The organism is Corynebacterium sp. LK26 (assembly GCF_014335085.1).
Classification (GTDB): domain Bacteria; phylum Actinomycetota; class Actinomycetes; order Mycobacteriales; family Mycobacteriaceae; genus Corynebacterium; species Corynebacterium jeikeium_D.
The window spans coordinates 1-18019 of the sequence record NZ_PDHB01000013.1 but is presented as its reverse complement, the minus strand read 5'-3'; the positions used below and the strand labels follow the sequence as shown (position 1 = coordinate 18019).

At 59.7% G+C, this 18019-nt stretch carries 18 protein-coding genes and 1 riboswitch; of the genes, 7 read left to right on the top strand and 11 right to left on the bottom strand.

What is annotated here, in order from left to right:
* Positions 1-42 precede the first annotated feature (42 nt).
* Entirely contained in the window at positions 43-1629 is a 1587-nt protein-coding gene (locus tag CRD13_RS07975; RefSeq protein ID WP_187401511.1) for an alkaline phosphatase, read from the top strand.
* A 36-nt stretch (positions 1630-1665) separates the two neighbouring features.
* Here CRD13_RS07975 and CRD13_RS07970 read toward each other — a convergent pair whose 3' ends face one another.
* From CRD13_RS07970 to thiO, 4 genes are read right to left on the bottom strand one after another with little or no spacing between them, the layout of a single operon-like run.
* Complete coding sequence (locus CRD13_RS07970; RefSeq protein WP_070653383.1) at positions 1666-2865, bottom strand: ThiF family adenylyltransferase; 1200 nt, start codon at positions 2863-2865, stop codon at positions 1666-1668.
* The gene (locus CRD13_RS07965) at positions 2865-3710 is read right to left on the bottom strand and encodes a thiazole synthase (protein ID WP_049172170.1); all 846 of its coding nucleotides are present in this window, start codon (positions 3708-3710) and stop codon (positions 2865-2867) included. Before CRD13_RS07965 ends, CRD13_RS07970 begins: the two co-directional genes overlap by 1 nt.
* Positions 3711-3739: 29 nt before the next feature.
* Positions 3740-3973: a sulfur carrier protein ThiS gene (thiS, locus tag CRD13_RS07960; protein ID WP_049172154.1), complete on the bottom strand. Its 234-nt coding sequence runs from the start codon at positions 3971-3973 to the stop codon at positions 3740-3742.
* Positions 3974-3986: 13 nt separating this feature from the next.
* Complete coding sequence (thiO, locus tag CRD13_RS07955; protein WP_070854097.1) at positions 3987-5162, bottom strand: glycine oxidase ThiO; 1176 nt, start codon at positions 5160-5162, stop codon at positions 3987-3989.
* A gap of 7 nt (positions 5163-5169) precedes the next feature.
* Positions 5170-5292: riboswitch (TPP riboswitch) on the bottom strand.
* 70 nt (positions 5293-5362) lie between these two features.
* Here thiO and CRD13_RS07950 point away from each other — a divergent pair.
* Together CRD13_RS07950 and CRD13_RS07945 are read left to right on the top strand one after the other, a co-directional pair.
* Positions 5363-6121 (top strand): thiamine phosphate synthase, encoded by a 759-nt coding sequence (locus CRD13_RS07950; RefSeq protein ID WP_187401503.1) that lies wholly within the window; start codon positions 5363-5365, stop codon positions 6119-6121.
* Positions 6122-6127: 6 nt separating this feature from the next.
* Positions 6128-6469 carry a cupin gene (locus tag CRD13_RS07945; protein ID WP_049189687.1) on the top strand — a complete coding sequence of 114 codons (342 nt, stop codon included), beginning with the start codon at positions 6128-6130 and terminating at the stop codon, positions 6467-6469.
* Between the two features lie 10 nt (positions 6470-6479).
* On the opposite strand, the gene CRD13_RS07940 is transcribed toward CRD13_RS07945, so the two are convergent.
* Positions 6480-7181: a TrkA family potassium uptake protein gene (locus CRD13_RS07940; protein ID WP_016421425.1), complete on the bottom strand. Its 702-nt coding sequence runs from the start codon at positions 7179-7181 to the stop codon at positions 6480-6482.
* The gene (locus tag CRD13_RS07935; protein WP_070560513.1) at positions 7174-8604 is read right to left on the bottom strand and encodes a TrkH family potassium uptake protein; all 1431 of its coding nucleotides are present in this window, start codon (positions 8602-8604) and stop codon (positions 7174-7176) included. The genes CRD13_RS07940 and CRD13_RS07935 overlap by 8 nt, the downstream gene beginning before the upstream one ends.
* Before the next feature lie 418 nt (positions 8605-9022).
* Here CRD13_RS07935 and trpB point away from each other — a divergent pair, with 418 nt between their 5' ends.
* Positions 9023-10348 carry a tryptophan synthase subunit beta gene (trpB, locus tag CRD13_RS07930; RefSeq protein ID WP_101739082.1) on the top strand — a complete coding sequence of 442 codons (1326 nt, stop codon included), beginning with the start codon at positions 9023-9025 and terminating at the stop codon, positions 10346-10348.
* A 66-nt stretch (positions 10349-10414) separates the two neighbouring features.
* On the opposite strand, the gene CRD13_RS07925 is transcribed toward trpB, so the two are convergent.
* The 3 genes from CRD13_RS07925 to purD form a co-directional block, all read right to left on the bottom strand.
* On the bottom strand, positions 10415-10570 hold the full coding sequence (locus tag CRD13_RS07925; RefSeq protein WP_016421428.1) for a hypothetical protein: 156 nt from the start codon (positions 10568-10570) through the stop codon (positions 10415-10417).
* Between the two features lie 816 nt (positions 10571-11386).
* Positions 11387-12514: an aminotransferase class I/II-fold pyridoxal phosphate-dependent enzyme gene (locus CRD13_RS07920; RefSeq protein WP_049172167.1), complete on the bottom strand. Its 1128-nt coding sequence runs from the start codon at positions 12512-12514 to the stop codon at positions 11387-11389.
* A gap of 239 nt (positions 12515-12753) precedes the next feature.
* Positions 12754-14028 (bottom strand): phosphoribosylamine--glycine ligase, encoded by a 1275-nt coding sequence (gene purD, locus CRD13_RS07915; protein WP_049172166.1) that lies wholly within the window; start codon positions 14026-14028, stop codon positions 12754-12756.
* 80 nt (positions 14029-14108) lie between these two features.
* Here purD and CRD13_RS07910 point away from each other — a divergent pair, with 80 nt between their 5' ends.
* The 3 genes from CRD13_RS07910 (at position 14109) to CRD13_RS07900 (ending at position 16184) form a co-directional block, all read left to right on the top strand.
* Positions 14109-14531 carry an HIT family protein gene (locus tag CRD13_RS07910; protein ID WP_187401502.1) on the top strand — a complete coding sequence of 141 codons (423 nt, stop codon included), beginning with the start codon at positions 14109-14111 and terminating at the stop codon, positions 14529-14531.
* A 122-nt stretch (positions 14532-14653) separates the two neighbouring features.
* Entirely contained in the window at positions 14654-15421 is a 768-nt protein-coding gene (locus CRD13_RS07905) for an esterase/lipase family protein (protein WP_370549716.1), read from the top strand.
* Positions 15411-16184: an alpha/beta fold hydrolase gene (locus CRD13_RS07900; RefSeq protein ID WP_076772748.1), complete on the top strand. Its 774-nt coding sequence runs from the start codon at positions 15411-15413 to the stop codon at positions 16182-16184. The genes CRD13_RS07905 and CRD13_RS07900 overlap by 11 nt, the downstream gene beginning before the upstream one ends.
* 9 nt (positions 16185-16193) lie before the next feature.
* Here CRD13_RS07900 and CRD13_RS07895 read toward each other — a convergent pair whose 3' ends face one another.
* A complete protein-coding gene (locus CRD13_RS07895; protein ID WP_187401501.1) occupies positions 16194-17036 on the bottom strand; it encodes a PaaI family thioesterase in 843 nt (280 codons plus the stop codon).
* A gap of 126 nt (positions 17037-17162) precedes the next feature.
* Positions 17163-17537 carry a hypothetical protein gene (locus CRD13_RS07890; protein WP_141698013.1) on the bottom strand — a complete coding sequence of 125 codons (375 nt, stop codon included), beginning with the start codon at positions 17535-17537 and terminating at the stop codon, positions 17163-17165.
* Between the last annotated feature and the right edge of the window lie 482 nt (positions 17538-18019).

Genomic DNA, 18019 nt, shown 5'->3' with positions numbered 1-18019 from the left:
GTTTAACTGAACGTCAAAGTGGAAAACCTATCGTTCGACTCCATGCAGCTTTCCCGTCGCAGCGCTCTACGTTTAGGCGCATCCACCGCACTTGCCACTTCAGTCACGCTCGCTCATGCCTCTAGAGCTGCGGCTTCAGCTACACCGGGTTCGCCGTCACTGGCCTCCCCAGGGTTACTGCGTTCTCGGCCACAGCTCACCCACGGCGTTGCAAGTGGCGATATCCGCGGCGACGGCGCATTGATTTGGGCTCGCTCAGACCGCCCCGCCCATATGGTGGTTGAAACTGCTGCAACTGAGAGCTTCCAGAATGCCAAGGTATTCCGCAGTAACTCTCTGTTAACTCCAGACACTGACGGCACCGGACGTCTACGTGTCGTCGGTCTCGAACCGGGGCAGGAAATCTTCTATCGTGTCACGCTCGAAGAGGCAGATACTGGAATCTGCTCTGATCCCGTTATCGGCACCTTCCGTACTGCCCCAAACCGCGCATCCAACATCCGCCTGCACTGGTCCGGCGATGTCGCAGGTCAGGGTTGGGGAATTAACGACGAAATCGGTGGATACACCGGCTTTTCCACCATGATGGAGCGCAATCCAGACCTATTCATTCACTCAGGCGATACCTGCTATGCCGACGGTCCGCTGGATGAATCCGTCACGCTTTCCGACGGCACTGTGTGGCGCAACCATGTCACTCCGGCCAAATCCAAGGTTGCTGAAACTCTCGAAGAGTACCGGGGCCAGTACTCCTACAACCTCATGGACAAGAACTACTTGGCCTTCAATGCGCAGGTTCCGCAGCTAGTCCAGTGGGATGACCACGAAACAGTCAACAACTGGTACCCCAACGAAGTCCTAGACGATGATCGCTATACCGAGCGCGATGTCAACACCCTGGCCAAGCGTGCCTACCAGGCCTTCCATGAGTGGCAGCCAATTGATCAACAAATGGCTGTAGATGGGCGCGTCTACCGCAAGGTTTCCTACGGCCCGTTGCTAGACATATTCATTCTGGATATGCGCAGTTACAAGGGAGAAAACACTTCCAATAATCCGCGCTCGACAACTGAAGAACCAATCCTTGGCGAAAAGCAGACCAACTGGTTAATCGACTCCCTCAAGGACTCCCGCGCGACGTGGAAGATTGTTGCTAATGACCTACCGCTTGGCATCATCGTCCCCGACGGCGACGATGGTGACCAAGAAAGCGTATCCAATGGTGCCGCCGGTGCACCTGCAGGACGTGAACGTGAAATCGCCCGCCTGCTCAGCGCCACTAAAGATGTTTCAAATGTCGTCTGGCTCACCGCCGATGTGCACTACACCGCGGCTCACCACTACAGCCCAGAGCGCGCACAGTTCACCGACTTCGCACCCTTCTGGGAATTCGTCTCCGGTCCTCTCCACGCGGGCGCTTTCGGCCCCAACGAAATGGATTCGACCTTCGGGCCGAAGGTGGAGTACGTCCACGCACCGGGTAAAGACAATGCCAACGCCGACCCCACACAGGATTTCCAGCACTTCGGCGAAGTCGATATCGACGGCGACTCACGCGAGATGACCGTCCGCCTGCTCACCACTCGTGGCACCGAGTTGTGGTCGACAACGCTGAAGCCGCAGGCGTAGGCACACTGTTCAACAGCGCGTGGCGGTAGCCACTAATTAGTGCGTTCCGCCACGCTTTACGACGGTCTCCTGCCCTGCAGCCTGCCAGGCCACAATGCCCCCGTCCAGATTGATGAGCTCCGGTATGGCGCCATCAGCCTCGATCTCGCTGGCCAACAGCTCAATTGCCTGTTGCGAGCGGGCACCCGAGTGGCAGTGAATCAGAACTCGTGGGTAGTTCGACTGGAGGTTCCGCTCAGCCCACGCTTCGCGAATCGCAGCCCACCCACGGCTGCGAATGTCGCCGAGTGGCACAAGCACAGATTCGGCAATGGCGACCTCCGCGTGCTCTTCGGGTTCGCGTACATCGATGAGAGGCACCCCCTCGGCAAGAAGCTCGTGCGCCGTGTTGGGACCAATGCTGCGCACGCTCTGCGCCGGGGCCTCCTCATCCTCGGTCCACGAAGCTGCGCACACCTGCGCAATTTCGGTCAAGTCGGAAACGGGTTCGCGCTCCGGGTCGGCCGCAAAGGACAGTGTGCGGGTGGTTGCCTCCAGGGCGTCGATAAGCACGAGTTTGCCGACGGCGACCTTGCCGACACCGGTGAGCACCTTGATAGCTTCGACGACCATCATGGAGCCGATTTGTCCGACCATTGCGCCGAGGACACCGCCTGCGGCGCACGACGGCACGGAGCCGGGGTCGGGGATGTCGGGGTAGAGATCGCGAAGCATGGGGCCGTGGCCAGGCCAGAAGACGGATAGTTGTCCTGCGAACTGCAGGATTGTGGCCCAGACCAGTGGCGTTCCGGTCAGCTCCGCGGCATCGGAGGACAGGTAGCGCGTGGCGAAGTTGTCCGCGCCGTCGAGCACTACATCGTGAGTGGCGAAGAGCTCCTCAGCATTGTCGACGCTTAACCTGCCGACGATTGCGGTCACCGATGCCTCGGAGTCAAGGCGCCGCACGGCATCCGCGGCAGATTCGGCCTTCGGGCGACCAATGTCGGACTCACGGTGAATGACCTGGCGCTGAAGATTGGACTCGTCGACCACGTCATCGTCAATGATGGTGATGTGCCCGACCCCTGCCCCGGCCAGGTACAACAGCGCAGGCGATCCCAAGCCACCAGCTCCGATGACGAGGACGCGGGAGGCTCGCAAAGTTCGCTGCCCCTCGGCACCAAAGCCCGGAAGTGTTAGGTGCCGGGCGTACCGGCGCAGGTCGCGGTCCGAAAGATTGACCCCCTGCTCAGCCATTACAGAGAATCCTGCTCGCGTGCGCCGCTGACGCGCTCAGTGATGATGCCCTCAAACGACGAGCTCGCCTGGGCTAGTCGACGCCGTGGAATGCGGCCGGACTCGCGAGCAGTCAGTCCTGCCTCAACGCCGAAGCGCATCGCCGTGGCCATGCCCACCGGATCATGTGCACGGGTCACTGCGGATGCCAACAGCACTGCATCGCAGCCAAGCTCCATCGCCTGAGCTGCCTCAGACGCGGTACCGATGCCCGCATCCAGGATGATGGGCACATTCGCGCGGTCCACAATCAGCTCGATGTTGTGTGGGTTAAGAATGCCCAGACCAGTGCCAATCGGCGAGCCCGCCGGCATGACAGCTGCACAGCCCAGATCTTCCAGCCGCTTGGCCAGCGCCGGATCGTCGTTGGTGTAGGCGAAAACGACGAAGTCGTCAGCTACCAACTGCTCCGCTGCCGCAACCAGCTCGACCGGGTCCGGCAGCAGCGTGTCCTCGTCGGCGATGACCTCGAGCTTTAGCAGATTGGTCTCCAGCGCCTCGCGGGCCAACTGCGCAGTCAGCACCGCGTCACGAGCGGTATAGCACCCCGCAGTATTCGGCAGCGCCGCAATATTGTTGCGCTGCAGAATCTCAAAAACGTTCTGCTTCGTGCCGGGCGTAAAGCGGCGCATCGCCACCGTAGTCAGCTCGGTGCCCGAAGCCACCAGCGCGCGCTCCAGCGTATCCATGCTGGTCGCACCGCCAGTTCCCATAATCAGACGGGAGTTCAACTCCAGCCCGCCAATGCGCAGCGGTTCGCGTGTAAGTCCGCTCGCCGCCCCAGTTTCATTTTCCTGCGCGGACATGTTTGCTTGTGCGGAATTCGCGGTCATCTCTAGCCTCCCTGAACTGCTGTCACGATGTCGATTGCACCTGTCACGGGCGTGCTCGCCCACTTGGCTCGCGGGATTACCGCACCATCCACGGCTACCGCGATTCCCAGGCGGGTGCCGTCCGCGGCAGTGCCGTCGTCGTTAAGCGCGTGCCCCGTGTGCTTTGCGACGAGATCTGCGACCATCTCCCCCGCAGCCGGTGTGTAGCCTTCGCCATTGAGTGTTGTGGTGGACATAAGCGAGCCTCCTCTAATCGCTGAAGCGGAATGGATTGACGGCGGAAAGAAGCGCCGGGTCGTTGTCAGTTTCCCGACCTGCGACGACATCGGCCGTGAGCTTGGAGCCGATGGCCGTAAGCAGAATGCCGTGACGGAAGTAGCCGGTGGACACGGTCAGTCCTGGAGCCACGCGACCAATCATGGGGACATCGTCTGGGGAACCAGGCCGGGCGCGGGCGGTCATCTCGTAGATTTCGCAGTCGAGAATGCCGGGCACCAGGCGGTATGCGTCGCGGAGTAGCTGGTGGACTCCTTCGGCGGAGACGCCGGTCAGGTCATCTTCACGCGAGGTTGCGCCGAGCACGACGGTGCCGTCGGCACGCGGGACGATATAAACCGGACGCCCCTGAACCACACCGCGAATAGTGCGAGTGACCAGTGGCTGCAGGCGCTCCGGTACACGCAGACGCAGCACATCTCCATAGACCGGGCGCAGCGGCAGATTCAGATTCTCCGGCAGACCGGCCATATCGGCGGTGTTCAGCCCCGCAGCCAGAACGACCTCATCGGCGAGGTAGTCATTTCCGTCCGTGCCGCGCAGCCCAATGGCTTGGCGGGGGTCGGCATCGGAAGCGTAAATAACCTCTTCCGCGCGGGTGCGGATGACGCGGTCTCCCAGAATGGTCAGCAACGCTTCGGCGAGCAGACGCGGATTGACCTGGTGATCTCCCGGAATATCCACCGCACCAACACAGCCCGGCCCCAGTGCCGGTTCTGCCCGGCGCGCCTCGGTGGCGGTGATGCGGTTGATCTCCATGCCCATGTCATGCTGCAGCTCAACGAGCTCGCTGAGTGTCTGCCGGTCAGCGGCATCGCCCGCACAAACAAACGTGGAATTCTCGATATAGCCAACATCGTGGCCCGATTCCTCGGCGATGGCCTGGGCAAAGTCGCGGTAGAGCTTGCCCGATTCCACCATCAGCGGATACAGCGTCGGCTGATCCCACACGACTTCGGCAACCGGCGCCAGCATGCCAGCCGCGGCGAAGGTTGCGCCGGAAACGGGCTCGGCATCGAGGACGGTCACATCGAATCCCTGGCGGAGTAGTCTCCATGCCGTCGCCAAGCCGATAATGCCCGCGCCTGCGATAACAACGCTTGACGACGTATTCCCTGTGCCGCCCTCACTTGTCGAGGCGGCACCCATAGCGGCAGCATTCACTGCCATTCCTCCCTCCGGCGGCATAACCCGCATCAGGTAAAAGCGGTCGGCGTTACTCGCCCTCTCAGCCAGCGGCATCTCATCGATACCGAGTACGGCTCCCGCGGAACGTGGTACTCCCCCATCATATGACTTCGGACTCACCGCCACGACACCGCATCCCCAACCTCGCCTAACATGGGGACATGAACGCCTCATCAGCCGCCACTCGCACAACACGACGCGCCCTGCTTGCCGACGCCCGCCTGTACCTCTGCACCGACTCGCGCGCATCCCGTGGTGATCTGCGCGAGTTCCTGCACGCCTGTTACGAAGGCGGCACCGACATCATCCAGCTGCGCGACAAGAAAGTCGACACCCGCGACGAGATCGCCGCCGTGGAGACCCTCGCCGAGGTCGCCACTGAACACGGCAAGCTCTTCGCCGTCAATGACCGCGCCGACATTGCCGCACTGACCGGCGCAGACATCCTGCATGTGGGCCAGGAAGACCTCAGCACCGAGCAGGCCCGCCAGATCGTTGGCCCCGAGGTTCTCATCGGCCGCTCCAACCGAAATCTGGACATGTTCGCCGCCTCGCTTGCCGACGATGGCATCGATTACGCGGTAATCGGCCCGGTGTATGCCACCCCGACGAAGCCCGACCGTCAACCCGTCGGAGTCGAGATGGTCCGTGAAGCTGCGGCACTCGTGCGGAGGGTGCGTGCACAGGGTTCAGCGGAGTCCCACCAGGATTCCGTGGCCGATATTGTGCGCCCGCACGACCGCGGCGCAAGTGACCCGGTAAAGCCATGGTGGGCAATCGGCGGTATCAACGCCGAGACCGCCGGCGAAGTTATCGCCGCTGGCGCGGAGCGCATTGTGGTGGTTCGCGCACTAACCGAGGCAGCAAATCCGGAAGAGGCAGCGCGTGCTCTGCGCGCTGTGGTTTCACCAAGGAGCTAGGACGCTGTGAATATTAATTCACAACAAGACGACCTTCTGACTCAAGCTAAAGCGAATAGCAATGGCCGCGCTGCGGAAATTGTTGTCCACGACGGTCCGCTGCGCCAGACTCTCATCGCACTGACTGAAGGAACTGAGCTTTCCGCCCATAACTCGCCGCCCGCAGCCTCGATGCTTGTGCTTGTTGGCGAAGTTGAAATCACCGGTGCCGATAAAACCACGATTTCCGAGGGCAATCTCAAAGTGCTCACCCACGTCAAGCACGGAGTGAAGGCTCTAGCGGATTCCGTGTTTTTGCTGACCACGGTCACAGGCGTCGACGGAATCGACAGCCACGGCGACAAGTAGCAATCAGCTCCTACTCCCCGGCGAACGTCTCCAACTGCCGAATGGCACCCGAGACAATCAACAGGTCACCTGCGGTAATGCGGTCGTCGGCAAGCGCGGGGCGGAAGCGCTGACCGCGCTTTTGTACGGCGACGACCGTAATCGGTGCGCTCTGGTTAATCTCCGCCACGGTCTTATCCAGGCAATGGATCGGCGGCGCGACCTTACCGACTGCGTAGTCGCGATCGAACTCCAGGAAGTCCTGGACCTTGCCGCCGATTAGGTGCGCAATACGACGGCCAGTGTCGGCCTCCGGGCGAATGACGTGGTGAACACCGATCTGGCCCAGAATCTTGGCGTGGGCCTGGTTATCGGCCTTTGCCCAAATCAGCGGCACATCCATGTCCACCAGTGCGGACGCGGTCAGCAACGACGCCTCGATATCACTGCCGATTGCAATGACCACACGTTCGGCTTCATCGACGCCGAGCTGCTTCAGTACTTCCGGCATGGTGGTGTCGGCGGTGACCACGTGGTCGAAGGTCGAGGACAGCTCCTGAACCACCTTTTCGCGATGGTCTACGCAGAGAACCTCGATACCGCCAGCGACCAGCTCCTCGCCGAGCGCCTGTCCGAAACGCCCCATGCCAAGGATTACAACAGGAGAAGAGCTGACTTGGTCGGCGAAATGCTCTGCAAAACCAGCAAACGGATTGAATTTCGAGTTAGCCAATGAAGGGCCTTTCTTCTGGATATTCGTAGATGCGCTGGCGTGGGCGGGCGGCCAAGGCCGTCGCCAAGGCGATTGGGCCAACACGTCCGGCGAACATCAGCACGATGAAGATTGCCTGTGCTGCCACCGGCAGGTCAGCGGTGATACCTGTGGAAAGGCCTACCGTGGCGAAGGCACTGACTACTTCAAAAAGGATTTGGTCAGTAGAAAACTGTGGCGCTAGGAAACTGACGGCGATTACTGCCAGAAAAACCTGGCCAATACCGAATGCAAGAACGACGAGGGCCTGACGCAGCACCTTTGGATTGAGGCGCCGCCGAGCCACGGACACGGAGGTGTCACCGCGAATCTCCGCGAGAACGGCGGCGAGAATGACTGCCGACGTCGTGATTTTCACGCCACCTGCAGTACCACCGGTGCCGCCGCCAATGAACATGAGGAAGTCAGTGCCCAGCAGTGTCGATGGGTGGAAGTCCGCGTAATCGAGCGCGTTGAACCCCGCGGTACGCGGGCTCACACTAGCGAAGAATGAGTTGAGTATCTTCTCCCCTGTAGTGAAACCAGACATGGCATTGGACCACTCACCAAATGCCACCATTATTGTGCCCAAAGCAATCAGCAGGATGGTGCCTTTGATAGTGAAGCGAGTAGTCAGAGACCAGCGTTTAGGTAACTGCCCTCGCGTGCAGACACTAAGCCACGCTTTCAGGTGCCGCCAAGCCTCGAGCAGAACAGAAAAACCCAGACCACCAACGATAAGAGAGAAGGCCAGCGGCAAAAGTATCCAGGCATCACTGTGGAACCCAATGACGTTGTCCGTATACAGAGCAAAACCGGCATTGTTGAAGCTTGAGATGGCATGGAACAAGCCCTCCCACGCAGCTCTCCCCCAGCCGTACCCATAACCTAGGTGGAACCGCAGCATAAGTGCCACTGCCACAACAAACTCCACCAACAGCGTGAAGCTAACGGCAGCACGGACAACCCATGAGATCTCGCCCATGTCCATACCGCGGCCCTCAACGCGCGCACCGGCACGGCGGTTAAGGCCGAGTCTTCCCGCAACGAAGAGGCCAAAAAGTGAAGCCAAGGTCATGAACCCAAGGCCACCCAGCTGAATCAACAGCATGATGACAACCTTGCCGAAGGTTGACCAATGGGTAGCCGTATCTACGGTGATCAGGCCGGTCAGGCTTGTTGCCGAGGTGGCTGTGAACAGAGCATCAGACAGCGCCGTGGGCAGGCACAGATTCCCAGGGCTCGGGGCACAGTGCCCCGTGGGGTGGCTATTGGCTGCCGAGATCGGCAGCATTAACAAAACCGTGCCAACGGTTATGAGGGCGACATAGCACCACACCACCAACGTCGTGGGACGAACTCCCCGACGTGATTTAGTGGTCTGCCGCGACAGCGTAATCACCATCGGAACGTTAGTCCTCGTGGCCAGCGGTGTCGAGGGGATCCGAGAATTCTGCCCCTTACGCGTACCCGACTAATAGGGGAACTACCCTACACCCCAGGCACAGTTGCGATATCCCGTACACATTTCGCGCCCAATCCCCGCCCCCACACCCCACCCGCTTTGGCTACTGCGGAAACCTTGAGTTATGGTCAGATTCATGATGACACCCCTGATGAACACACCCGCGCCGTGCGGCGCACAGTGGTGGTGGCTCGCTTAAGTCCGCGAGCAACGTCACGTCATCTCATTAATGTCGACGGCAAACCCGTCAAGTACGAGCTCGCAAGAAGATAAAACTGGCGGGCTCTTTTCTTTTGTCGGCTCGACGAAGAGAACCAGGGCCCGCTGAAATAAACAACAGCAACGAAAGGCCCCCTCAATGACTGATTACAACCCCAGCGCGGATGCCATCGCCAAGGCTTCAGCACCGACTGCAACTAGGGTGCCGTCGGCAAGCGTTAACGGCGCGGGCGAGGTGCGCGAAACCCTCTTACCTGCATTTTTCGGTCGCTTCGGCGGACAGGAAGTGCCAGAGTTCCTGCTGCCAGCTCTCGATGAACTGGAAGCGGCTTACATCGAGGCGATGAGCAATCCGGAGTTCCAGCGCGAGCTGGAAGAACTGCGTCGCGATTTCCTCGGCCGCGCGACCCCGCTGTTCGAATGCCGTCGTCTATCCACGCCGAACACGACGATTGTGCTGAAACGCGAGGACTTGAACCACGGCGGCGCGCACAAGGGCAACAATGTGGTCGGCCAGGCGCTGCTGGCAAAGCGCATGGGAAAAACCCGCCTCATTGCTGAGACAGGTGCAGGCCAGCACGGCACGGCCACCGCGATGGCCGCAGCACTGCTGGGACTTGAGTGCGAGATTTACATGGGCGCACACGATGTCGCCCGCCAGCACCCCAATGTCGAGCGCATGGAGCTCATGGGCGCGAAGGTCGTTCCCGTCACCACCGGCGAGGCCGGTTTGAAGGATGCTATTGACGAGGCACTGGTCGAGTGGAGCAAGACTCTCGACTCCACTTTCTACCTGCTGGGCACCGCCGCCGGTCCGCACCCATTCCCCACTATCGTGCGTGAATTCCAGCAGGTCATCTCGGAGGAATCACGCAGTCAGATGGTCGAGCGTTACGGCAAGCTTCCCGACGCTGTGATCGCAGCCGTCGGTGGCGGCTCCAACGCCATCGGCGCATTTGCTAACTACATTGACGACTCCGATGTCGCCCTCATTGGCGTCGAGCCCGCAGGTGAGGGACTCGACACCGATCGTCACGGCGCGCCCATCAATGCGGGCAAGACTGGCGTCCTTCACGGCATGCGCTCATTTGTCATGCTTTCCGACGACGGCGAGGTGTTGCCATCGCACTCCATCTCGGCGGGCTTGGATTACCCGTCTGTTGGCCCGGAGCACGGCATGCTGAAGGAGAATGGCCGCGCCAGCTATGTCGGGATTACCGACGAGGAGGCGCTGGAAGCGTTCCAGCTGCTCAGCCGCATGGAGGGCATTATTCCGGCGATGGAATCCTCGCATGCGCTGGCGCAGGCCATTAAAATTGCGCGACTCCGTGACACCGACCCTGCCGCTGGTAGCGAGCTCGGGCTGCCGGTTCACGAAGGCGATGAGCCTTTGCTGTTGCTCGTGAACCTGTCGGGTCGCGGCGATAAGGATATGGAACAGGTCCGGGAGTTCCTGAACCAGTAGGGATAACCAGTAGGGATTGCTTTCCCACTAGCTGCCTAGCAGGAATCGGACCAAAGCTAATTCTTGTTAGGCAGCGCGGCGGTCGTCGGCGGCGATGCCCTGGTTCGGGTTCGCCTCCACGATGGCTTCGGCAAGCAGCGATGCCAGCGCATCCTGCTTAGATTCCTTGCCGTCCCGGAAAATCGGGGACACAGTATCCATAATCTCGTTGAATGCGTTCATCAGAGGTCACCTCTCTTAAGATCTCTTTGATCTTTATTGTTGGACTTCTCCAATCGATTCTTTGCGATTCCGCAGTTGAAACAATGTTTCATCGAACCGATTGGAACTTATGACTTGCAACCGTAGACCACAACACAAGGCCTGGCAAGCACTAAACTTTATTTTTAGTTAACCTTTTGTTAACTTTTGGACGTTTTTTAGCTCAATCGCTGCACCACAAACAGCGCCCCTCAGCGCCACCCCAAGCCTCGCTTCACCGCTCCCGACAACGGCTTCAAAAATCACGCTTTTACACAACCAAAAACAGGGCGCGGAAGTCTCTTTTGGTCAGACATAAACTATCCCCACTAAAAGCGCTTGCAGTCAACATTGAATGTGGGTTACACACCGCGCTCAATCGTCACCCCACGCAGGGATAGCCGCCAGTTCCTCAGAGGTCAACCCCATCGACAATTAAAGAAAAAGGGGCCCCTGCCAGCGGAAATAGACCACCGACAGAGCTGCCGGCTGTCAAAGATGCTGCCGCGAAGGCCACCCCACCCCACTATCGACCCAACCCCAGCCTCACTTGATGTGACCGCAGCCACAGAACCCTCAATCTGAGGCAGTTTTTCCGCCTTTACAGCAAACCGGCGATCAAGAAAACAGAGCCCCAACGGCCCCTTCCAGGAATGCCCCCAACATCGGCTCTACCAGCGACCGTCGGTAGAGGGTTTAAAGCAGCGATTCGCCCGTCGAGCACCCTATCTCGCCCGACTGAAAAACACCCCTAAAAGGGTGAGGTAAATCACACCGCGAGCGCCACTAAAAGCCGTTTTAACGACGATCAGTGAACACCCCAATACGCCGAACAGCCTCTTCCATCTCGGACGTCTCACCGGCGAAGCAGAGGCGAACCCACTGATGGCCGTTCTCTGTGTCGAAGTCGATTCCAGGGGCAACGGCCACGCCCGTTGCGGCCAACAGTTCCCGAGCCCAAGTCATGGAGTCGACGGAGTTCGGGTCGTCGTAAAGCCCTGCGATATTGGCGTAGATATAGAAACCGCCGTCGGGTGGGGCGATATTACCGAGACCGACGCGGGGCAGCCCCTCGAGCAAAACGTCGCGGTTGCGTGCGTAACGCGTCACGTGCGAATTGAGCTCGGCAATGGACTCGGGGCTGAACGCTTCCACCGCCGCTGCCTGCGAAATTGCCGGTGGACAGACAGTGAGGTTGGCTTCGAGGCGATCAAGCGGCGCACGCAGCCACTTGGGAACGATTAGCCAGCCAACGCGCCAGCCGGTCATCGAGAAGTACTTACTGACACTGCCGACCACGACCGCCGCGTCGGAGAACTCGCGTGCAGACGCACACTGTCGGCCATAAGTAATGCCGTGATAAATCTCGTCGGAAATGAGCAGGCAATCGTGCTGCTCACACCACTTCGCAATGGCACGCAGCTCGTCGGCATCGATAATGGTGCCAGTGGGGTTGTCCGGGCTGGTGACAATCACGGCCTTGGGCACGCGCGGAAGTGCCTCCAGGTGTTGGGCGGTGAGTTGGAAACGAGTCTCAGGACCACAGTCAATCTCGACAATGTTGGCGCCGAGCGCCTGCAGCGTATTGCGGTATGCGGGATAGCCCGGGCGCGCGAGCACGATGTCGTCGCCAACATCGAGGGCTGCGAGGAAGAGCGCTACGAAACCGCCGGAAGAACCGGTAGTGATGACAACATCAGCGGCTTCCGTGGCCGTGCCGTAGTTTTCACGATGCCAGGCGGCGATGGTTGCACGCAGCTCAGGCGTGCCGACGGCCGCTGTGTAGCCCAGAACCTGATTTTCTAAATCAGCACGCGCACGGGCAATCGCGGCAGCCGGGGCCGCGGTCGCGGGCTGTCCCACGCAGAGGAATAGAGCGTCACCGTGAGTGCGCTGACGCTCCTGTGCGAGCGCGAGAACATCCATCACATGGAAGGGTGCGACCTCACAACGGCGGGATGCTAGGTCGCGCTGGGGCTGGGATGCCTGCGGTGACTGCGAGGAGTTTAACGGCTGCGGTGACTGCGACGACTTTGGCGACTGCGGAGATTCGGCGTGCATACCTTCATCTTTGCAGCCGCCGAGGCCACCCGGGAAATCCAGTTCATCCCGGGTGGGTGCACCAGTGAGGCATCCGAGTGCAGCCGGACCACCTCAAGCATTATTTAGATGGAAATACGGCCCTCAACTGCAGGTAGTGCAATGTCGGTGCGGTAGTGCGAGCCCTCGAGCTTAATGGTCTTGATGGTCTCGTACGCCTTGTCGCGGGCCTCTTCCAGCGTGTCACCAACGCCGATGACGTTGAGCACACGGCCACCAGCGGAGACCAGCTCACCCGCAGCATTGCGGGCAGTACCTGCGTGGAGAATGCCATCTGCCTCACGGCCAGGCTCTGCACCTTCAATGACATCACCCGTGCGCGTCGACACCGGGTAGCCTTCAGCGGCCAGCACAACAGTCAGAGCGTAACCATCACGCCAAGACAGCGGACCGAAGTCCGCCAATGTTCCGGTAGCAGCGGCGTTGAGCAGCTGCGCCACCGGGGACTCCAGCAGCGCCAGCACGGCCTGGGTCTCCGGGTCACCGAAACGGCAGTTGAACTCAATGACAGCCGGGCCGTCCTCGCCCCAGGCCAGACCCGCGTACAGCAGACCCTGGAACGGGCAACCGCGAGCGGCCATCTCACGAGCGACCGGCTCGCAGACCTCGGTGACAATGCGCTCAGTTGCGCCTTCCGGCAGCCAGGACAGCGGGCTGTAAGCACCCATGCCACCGGTGTTCGGCCCCTCGTCGTTATTACCGACGCGCTTGTGGTCCTGAGCCGGCAACAGCGGGACGACGATTTCGCCGTCGACCAGGCAGAACAGGGAAACTTCCGGGCCATCCAGGAAGGACTCCAGCAGCACCGGGTTACCGGCTGCCAGCACCGCCTTTGCGTGTTCGAGAGCCTCAGCGCGGTCCTTAGTGACCACGACTCCCTTGCCAGCAGCCAGACCGTCATCCTTCACGACCCAGTTCGGGCCAAAGCGGTCAATGGCGGCCTCGATGTCTTCGTCGGAAGCCTCCGGTTGGATGGCCTCTGCCGAGGCGGTCTTTACCCCAGCCGCCTTCATGACGTCCTTAGCGAAAGCCTTGGACCCCTCAATCCGAGCTGCATCAGCATTCGGGCCGAAGACTGCGAAACCAGCGTCGCGCAGCGCGTCTGCCACACCCGCGACCAGCGGAACCTCCGGGCCAATAACAACCAAATCGGCCCCAATTTCCTTGGCCAGCGCAACAGCGCCAGCGGGGTCATCCACGACCAGTGGATGCATGGTTGCAATTTCACTCATACCCGCATTACCAGGGGCTACGTGAAGATCAGTAGCCTGCGGGTCCTTACTCATTGCGTACAACAGGGCGTGCTCACGGGCACCGGAGCCAATTACGAGGATGCGCATAGCAATCATCTTACTAAGCAGCCCGGATAACTCTCATCGCACCCAACCCCTCAATCCGCTATTCGGGTTACCCTTGGCACATGAGCACAGTATTTACCAAGATCATCAACGGTGAACTCCCCGGTCGTTTTGTCTACCGCGATGACAAGGTCGTCGCATTTTTGACCATCGAGCCAATTGCGCCTGGTCACACTCTGGTCGTCCCTGTTGAAGAGGTGGACAAGTGGACGGACGCCTCGCCTGAGCTGTGGGCTCACCTCAATGAGGTTGCCCAGAAGGTTGGTCAGGCTGTTGTCTCCGCTTTTGACGCTCCGCGTGCTGGCTACCTCATCGCCGGCTTCGAAGTTCCGCACACCCACATTCATATCTTCCCTGCCCACGATATGTCCGGGTACAACCTGCAGTCGGTGAATCGCAATCCTTCCGCAGAGTCCATGGATGAGGCCGCCGCCAAGCTACGGAAGGCCCTCGGGACTGACGAAGACGGAAAGTTGGTGCGCTAATCGCCGCTTCAAACGAGGATTTTCGGGAAGAACAACTTCCGGTAGTCCCTGCCCCTGAAGCGCAGGAACCGGAGGCGCATAAACCGGCTGTAGCTGAAGGATCAGCATCGCTTCCCTATGCCATCTTCCGTCCGCTGCGCGGTGTTTTCGAAGATAACTGGGGAGCCGAAGTATCCAAGTCTCGGCCGTGGCCGGTCATCCTCCTGCACGGAACAGGCCAGGTCAAGGGCATTTGGGAGACCCTTGGCGGTCAGTTGCGGGAAGATGGCTGGGCTGTCTTCGCGCCAGACTTTGGGCACCGTGCAACAGACCCCATCAATCAGTCCATCGACATGCTCGTGCCTTACATCAAGGCTGTCCTGCACGCCACTGACGCAAAGCACGCCGTTATCGTGGGGCACTCGCAAGGCGGCTTAATCGCCACCCTGCTTTCTCTACGCATTTCCAAGTACATCAAGCATGTTGTCTGTCTTGCCGCCCCCAATCACGGCACCAACCTGGGCGGCATCGCTTCCGGCATCACTAAGATTCCCGGCACGAGGTCGCTGATGAGCAACTTTGTTCAGAGCTACTGGGGCGTTTCCGGCTTGGAACAGCTCACGGGCTCAAAGATGGTTTTGAACTCCAATTCTCACGATATTCTCGGTCCCGGCGTTACTTATACCTGTATTGCCACTAAGTATGACCAGCTCATTTCCCCGCCGCAGTCCTGTTTCTTGGATGACGGTGACACAGGCATGGTCACCAATCTCTATGTGCAGGACACGTTCCCTCAAGCCATCGTTTTGCATGAGCAGATGGCACACGATTGGCGTCCCCGCACTCTTACTCGCGAGGCTCTATTCAGGCTGGTAGGCGAGGATTTTGACCCAACCGAGCATGCGGAATAGACCGCTCCTAACACGGATTTTCCCGCCGACAGCCGCACGTCCGTCCCTGCCAAATCCGAGTCTGGCAGCGGGGAACCTCAGCGACCCCGTTCCGGTTATCGCATTACATGGCACGCTCGATAGTCCCGGCGCGTGGGCACCGCTTGCCGACGGGCTCCGCTCCCTCGGCCGCCGCGTCTATGTACCGGCCTACGGGAACCGCGGCACTGCTGCCCTTGCGGATTCTGTCGCCGAAGTCGAGGCCTACATCAACGGAGTTTGCGCTGAAACGAACTCGGACACGGTCGACATTGTGGCTCACTCTCAGGGTGGGCTATTGGCTTTCCTGTTATTTACACGCCTAGCGGGTCATGAGGACGAGCGCATTTCATTTCGACGTGCCATCAGTGTCTCGGGCTCTGTCGGCGGCGTAAATCTGACTGGAATCTCCCGCATTCTGGGCCGGCGGAATGGGGCTCCTGCCCGCTGGCTAATGGGACAGGCTTTAGCCGATCAAATTGCGGTAGCGGCAGGAAAATATGACCTTCCTGCCGCCAACACTGCCCCACACCTCCGCGGGCGCAAGACAGCTGCACCTGACTGGATTAATGTCATCAGCCACCATGACAGTCTGGTCATTCCGTGGTCCGATACCGCGCAGAGCTTCCTGCCGGACAGTCGAACTGTTTTGCTCGAATCCGAGCTGGAGGGCAGGTCTGTTGCGCATTGGAAGCAGCAAACAGACCCCGAAGTGATCGATCTGATCACTCGGCTATTGGCGTAGAGCTTTGACCTAGAACTTGGTCAGCGACTCGCGCGCGGTGACGACATCCGCAAGCAGCTGCTGCGCGGCCGGCGAAGGGTTATCGGAGGTGAGGGCCTCGATGACGACGTCGGGAAGCCCTGCGACGCGGTAGTCGTCGACAGTGACATCGCCGTACTCAAGGACGCCGTGGAGCCATGCGACTGCACGCGACTCTGGCGAAATGCAGCGTCGTGCGGTGCGTTCCTGCTGGACGAGCACATCGCGGTTTTCCACCCCGCGCATCCCCAGCCGAGCAAGAGTGCGAGCAGCAGAGATGAGGTTCTCACCGGCAACACGATCCTGCTGATTCGGGTTGGCCGGCGGCTTCTTGCGGCCACGACGGCGCACGTAGAGCTCCTGCTGGCCGATACCAACCAGGGAACCATCGCGGTTTCGGATTACAGAGGTGTATGGAACGACCGTCGAATAGCCGCCTTCGGTTTCGGCCTTAAGCTTTTCGACCATCTCATCCGGCACCTCTACCTCGAGGTACGCACCGTTCTTACCTGGGCGGATAAATTCAAACGACCCAGTTCGGGTCCATGCCTCGTACTTCTTGACGTCCAGGCGCTGCATAACCAGCGTGCCAAACAGCACATCCGTCATCGAAAACAGCGCACCGCCGAATGCCGCGCCGTGCATATTCGCAGTCAGAGCGTTCAGGCGCAGCTCCAGCCGACCTGCCGACCAGTCATCCGCAATCTCGGTGATACGGATGCCGGTGCCAAACAGCGGCGGCCAAATGTTCAGCAAGAACTTTGCCTTAGCCGGGGACATCTCTTTCTCAGCAAGCTTGTACAGGGTGCGTCGCAGCGAGGGACCAATAGACATAACTACTTACATTAGGTGCTGACCGGACGGACGCGGGTATTATTGTCCGAAAACAAAAGTGTGTCGGCTTCAGCACATGCTTTACGACGGTTCCCGCGCCCCACCTTTTATGAAGTCAGCGACTATTTAGGCAGCAAACCGTTCCGCCAGCGTATTGACGCGCCGAGTGAAGAAATCCCGCAATTGCGCGTAGCGGGGATAACCATAAATGCCGCGGTCAGCTGGGTCATCATATTCCCAGCGCTCAGTCTCTACATCTGGCGCAATGTAGTCCGAAACGTCGATTTTCCCCACGACAATGACCACATCCGCACTGTCTGCGAGAGATGGCGTGAGCTGATGAGGATCCCCATCACACCGTGCCCCCACCTCACAGAGTGCACGCCGCGCGTCTTCATCCAGACCGCGGTCATCATCATCGATGCTGATACCTGCTGACAAAACTGTCAGGCCCGGGGCAGCTTGCCGCAGCAGCCCTTCTAGTACGCGTGAGAGTCCCATGTTTGAACTACTGACAAAGAGCACCTCTGACATGGCTCTATCGTAGAATATTTTTCTCAGAGAAATCACCCCAGCTTGTGGGGTTTTCTGGAAGGTTTTACAGAAAAATGCCAAAAGCGCCCATAGCGCAGGCCCTTCCCCGAGACCAGCCCTATCGACGCTTATGACTTAAAAACAAAGCCCACTTTACATACGCGTGTAACTCCTGTGAAGCATGGGGCTGGAGTTACAGATGTGAATACTCCGCGACCTGTGATTTTCGGCTGTCGGTGTTGCGTTGTCCCACTGTCGGCGTTGCGTTGTTCTGCTGTCGGTGTTGCGTTGTCCCGCTGTCGGTGTTGCGTTGTCTTATCGATGCCCTATTCACCTATCGATACGCAGCAGCGTGGCCATAAGTGAATAGCTCATCCATATGTTGACCGGGACTTCCGACAGCGTGGCCATAAGTGACAGAGAACTGCCCGACACCCAGCCCCGACAGG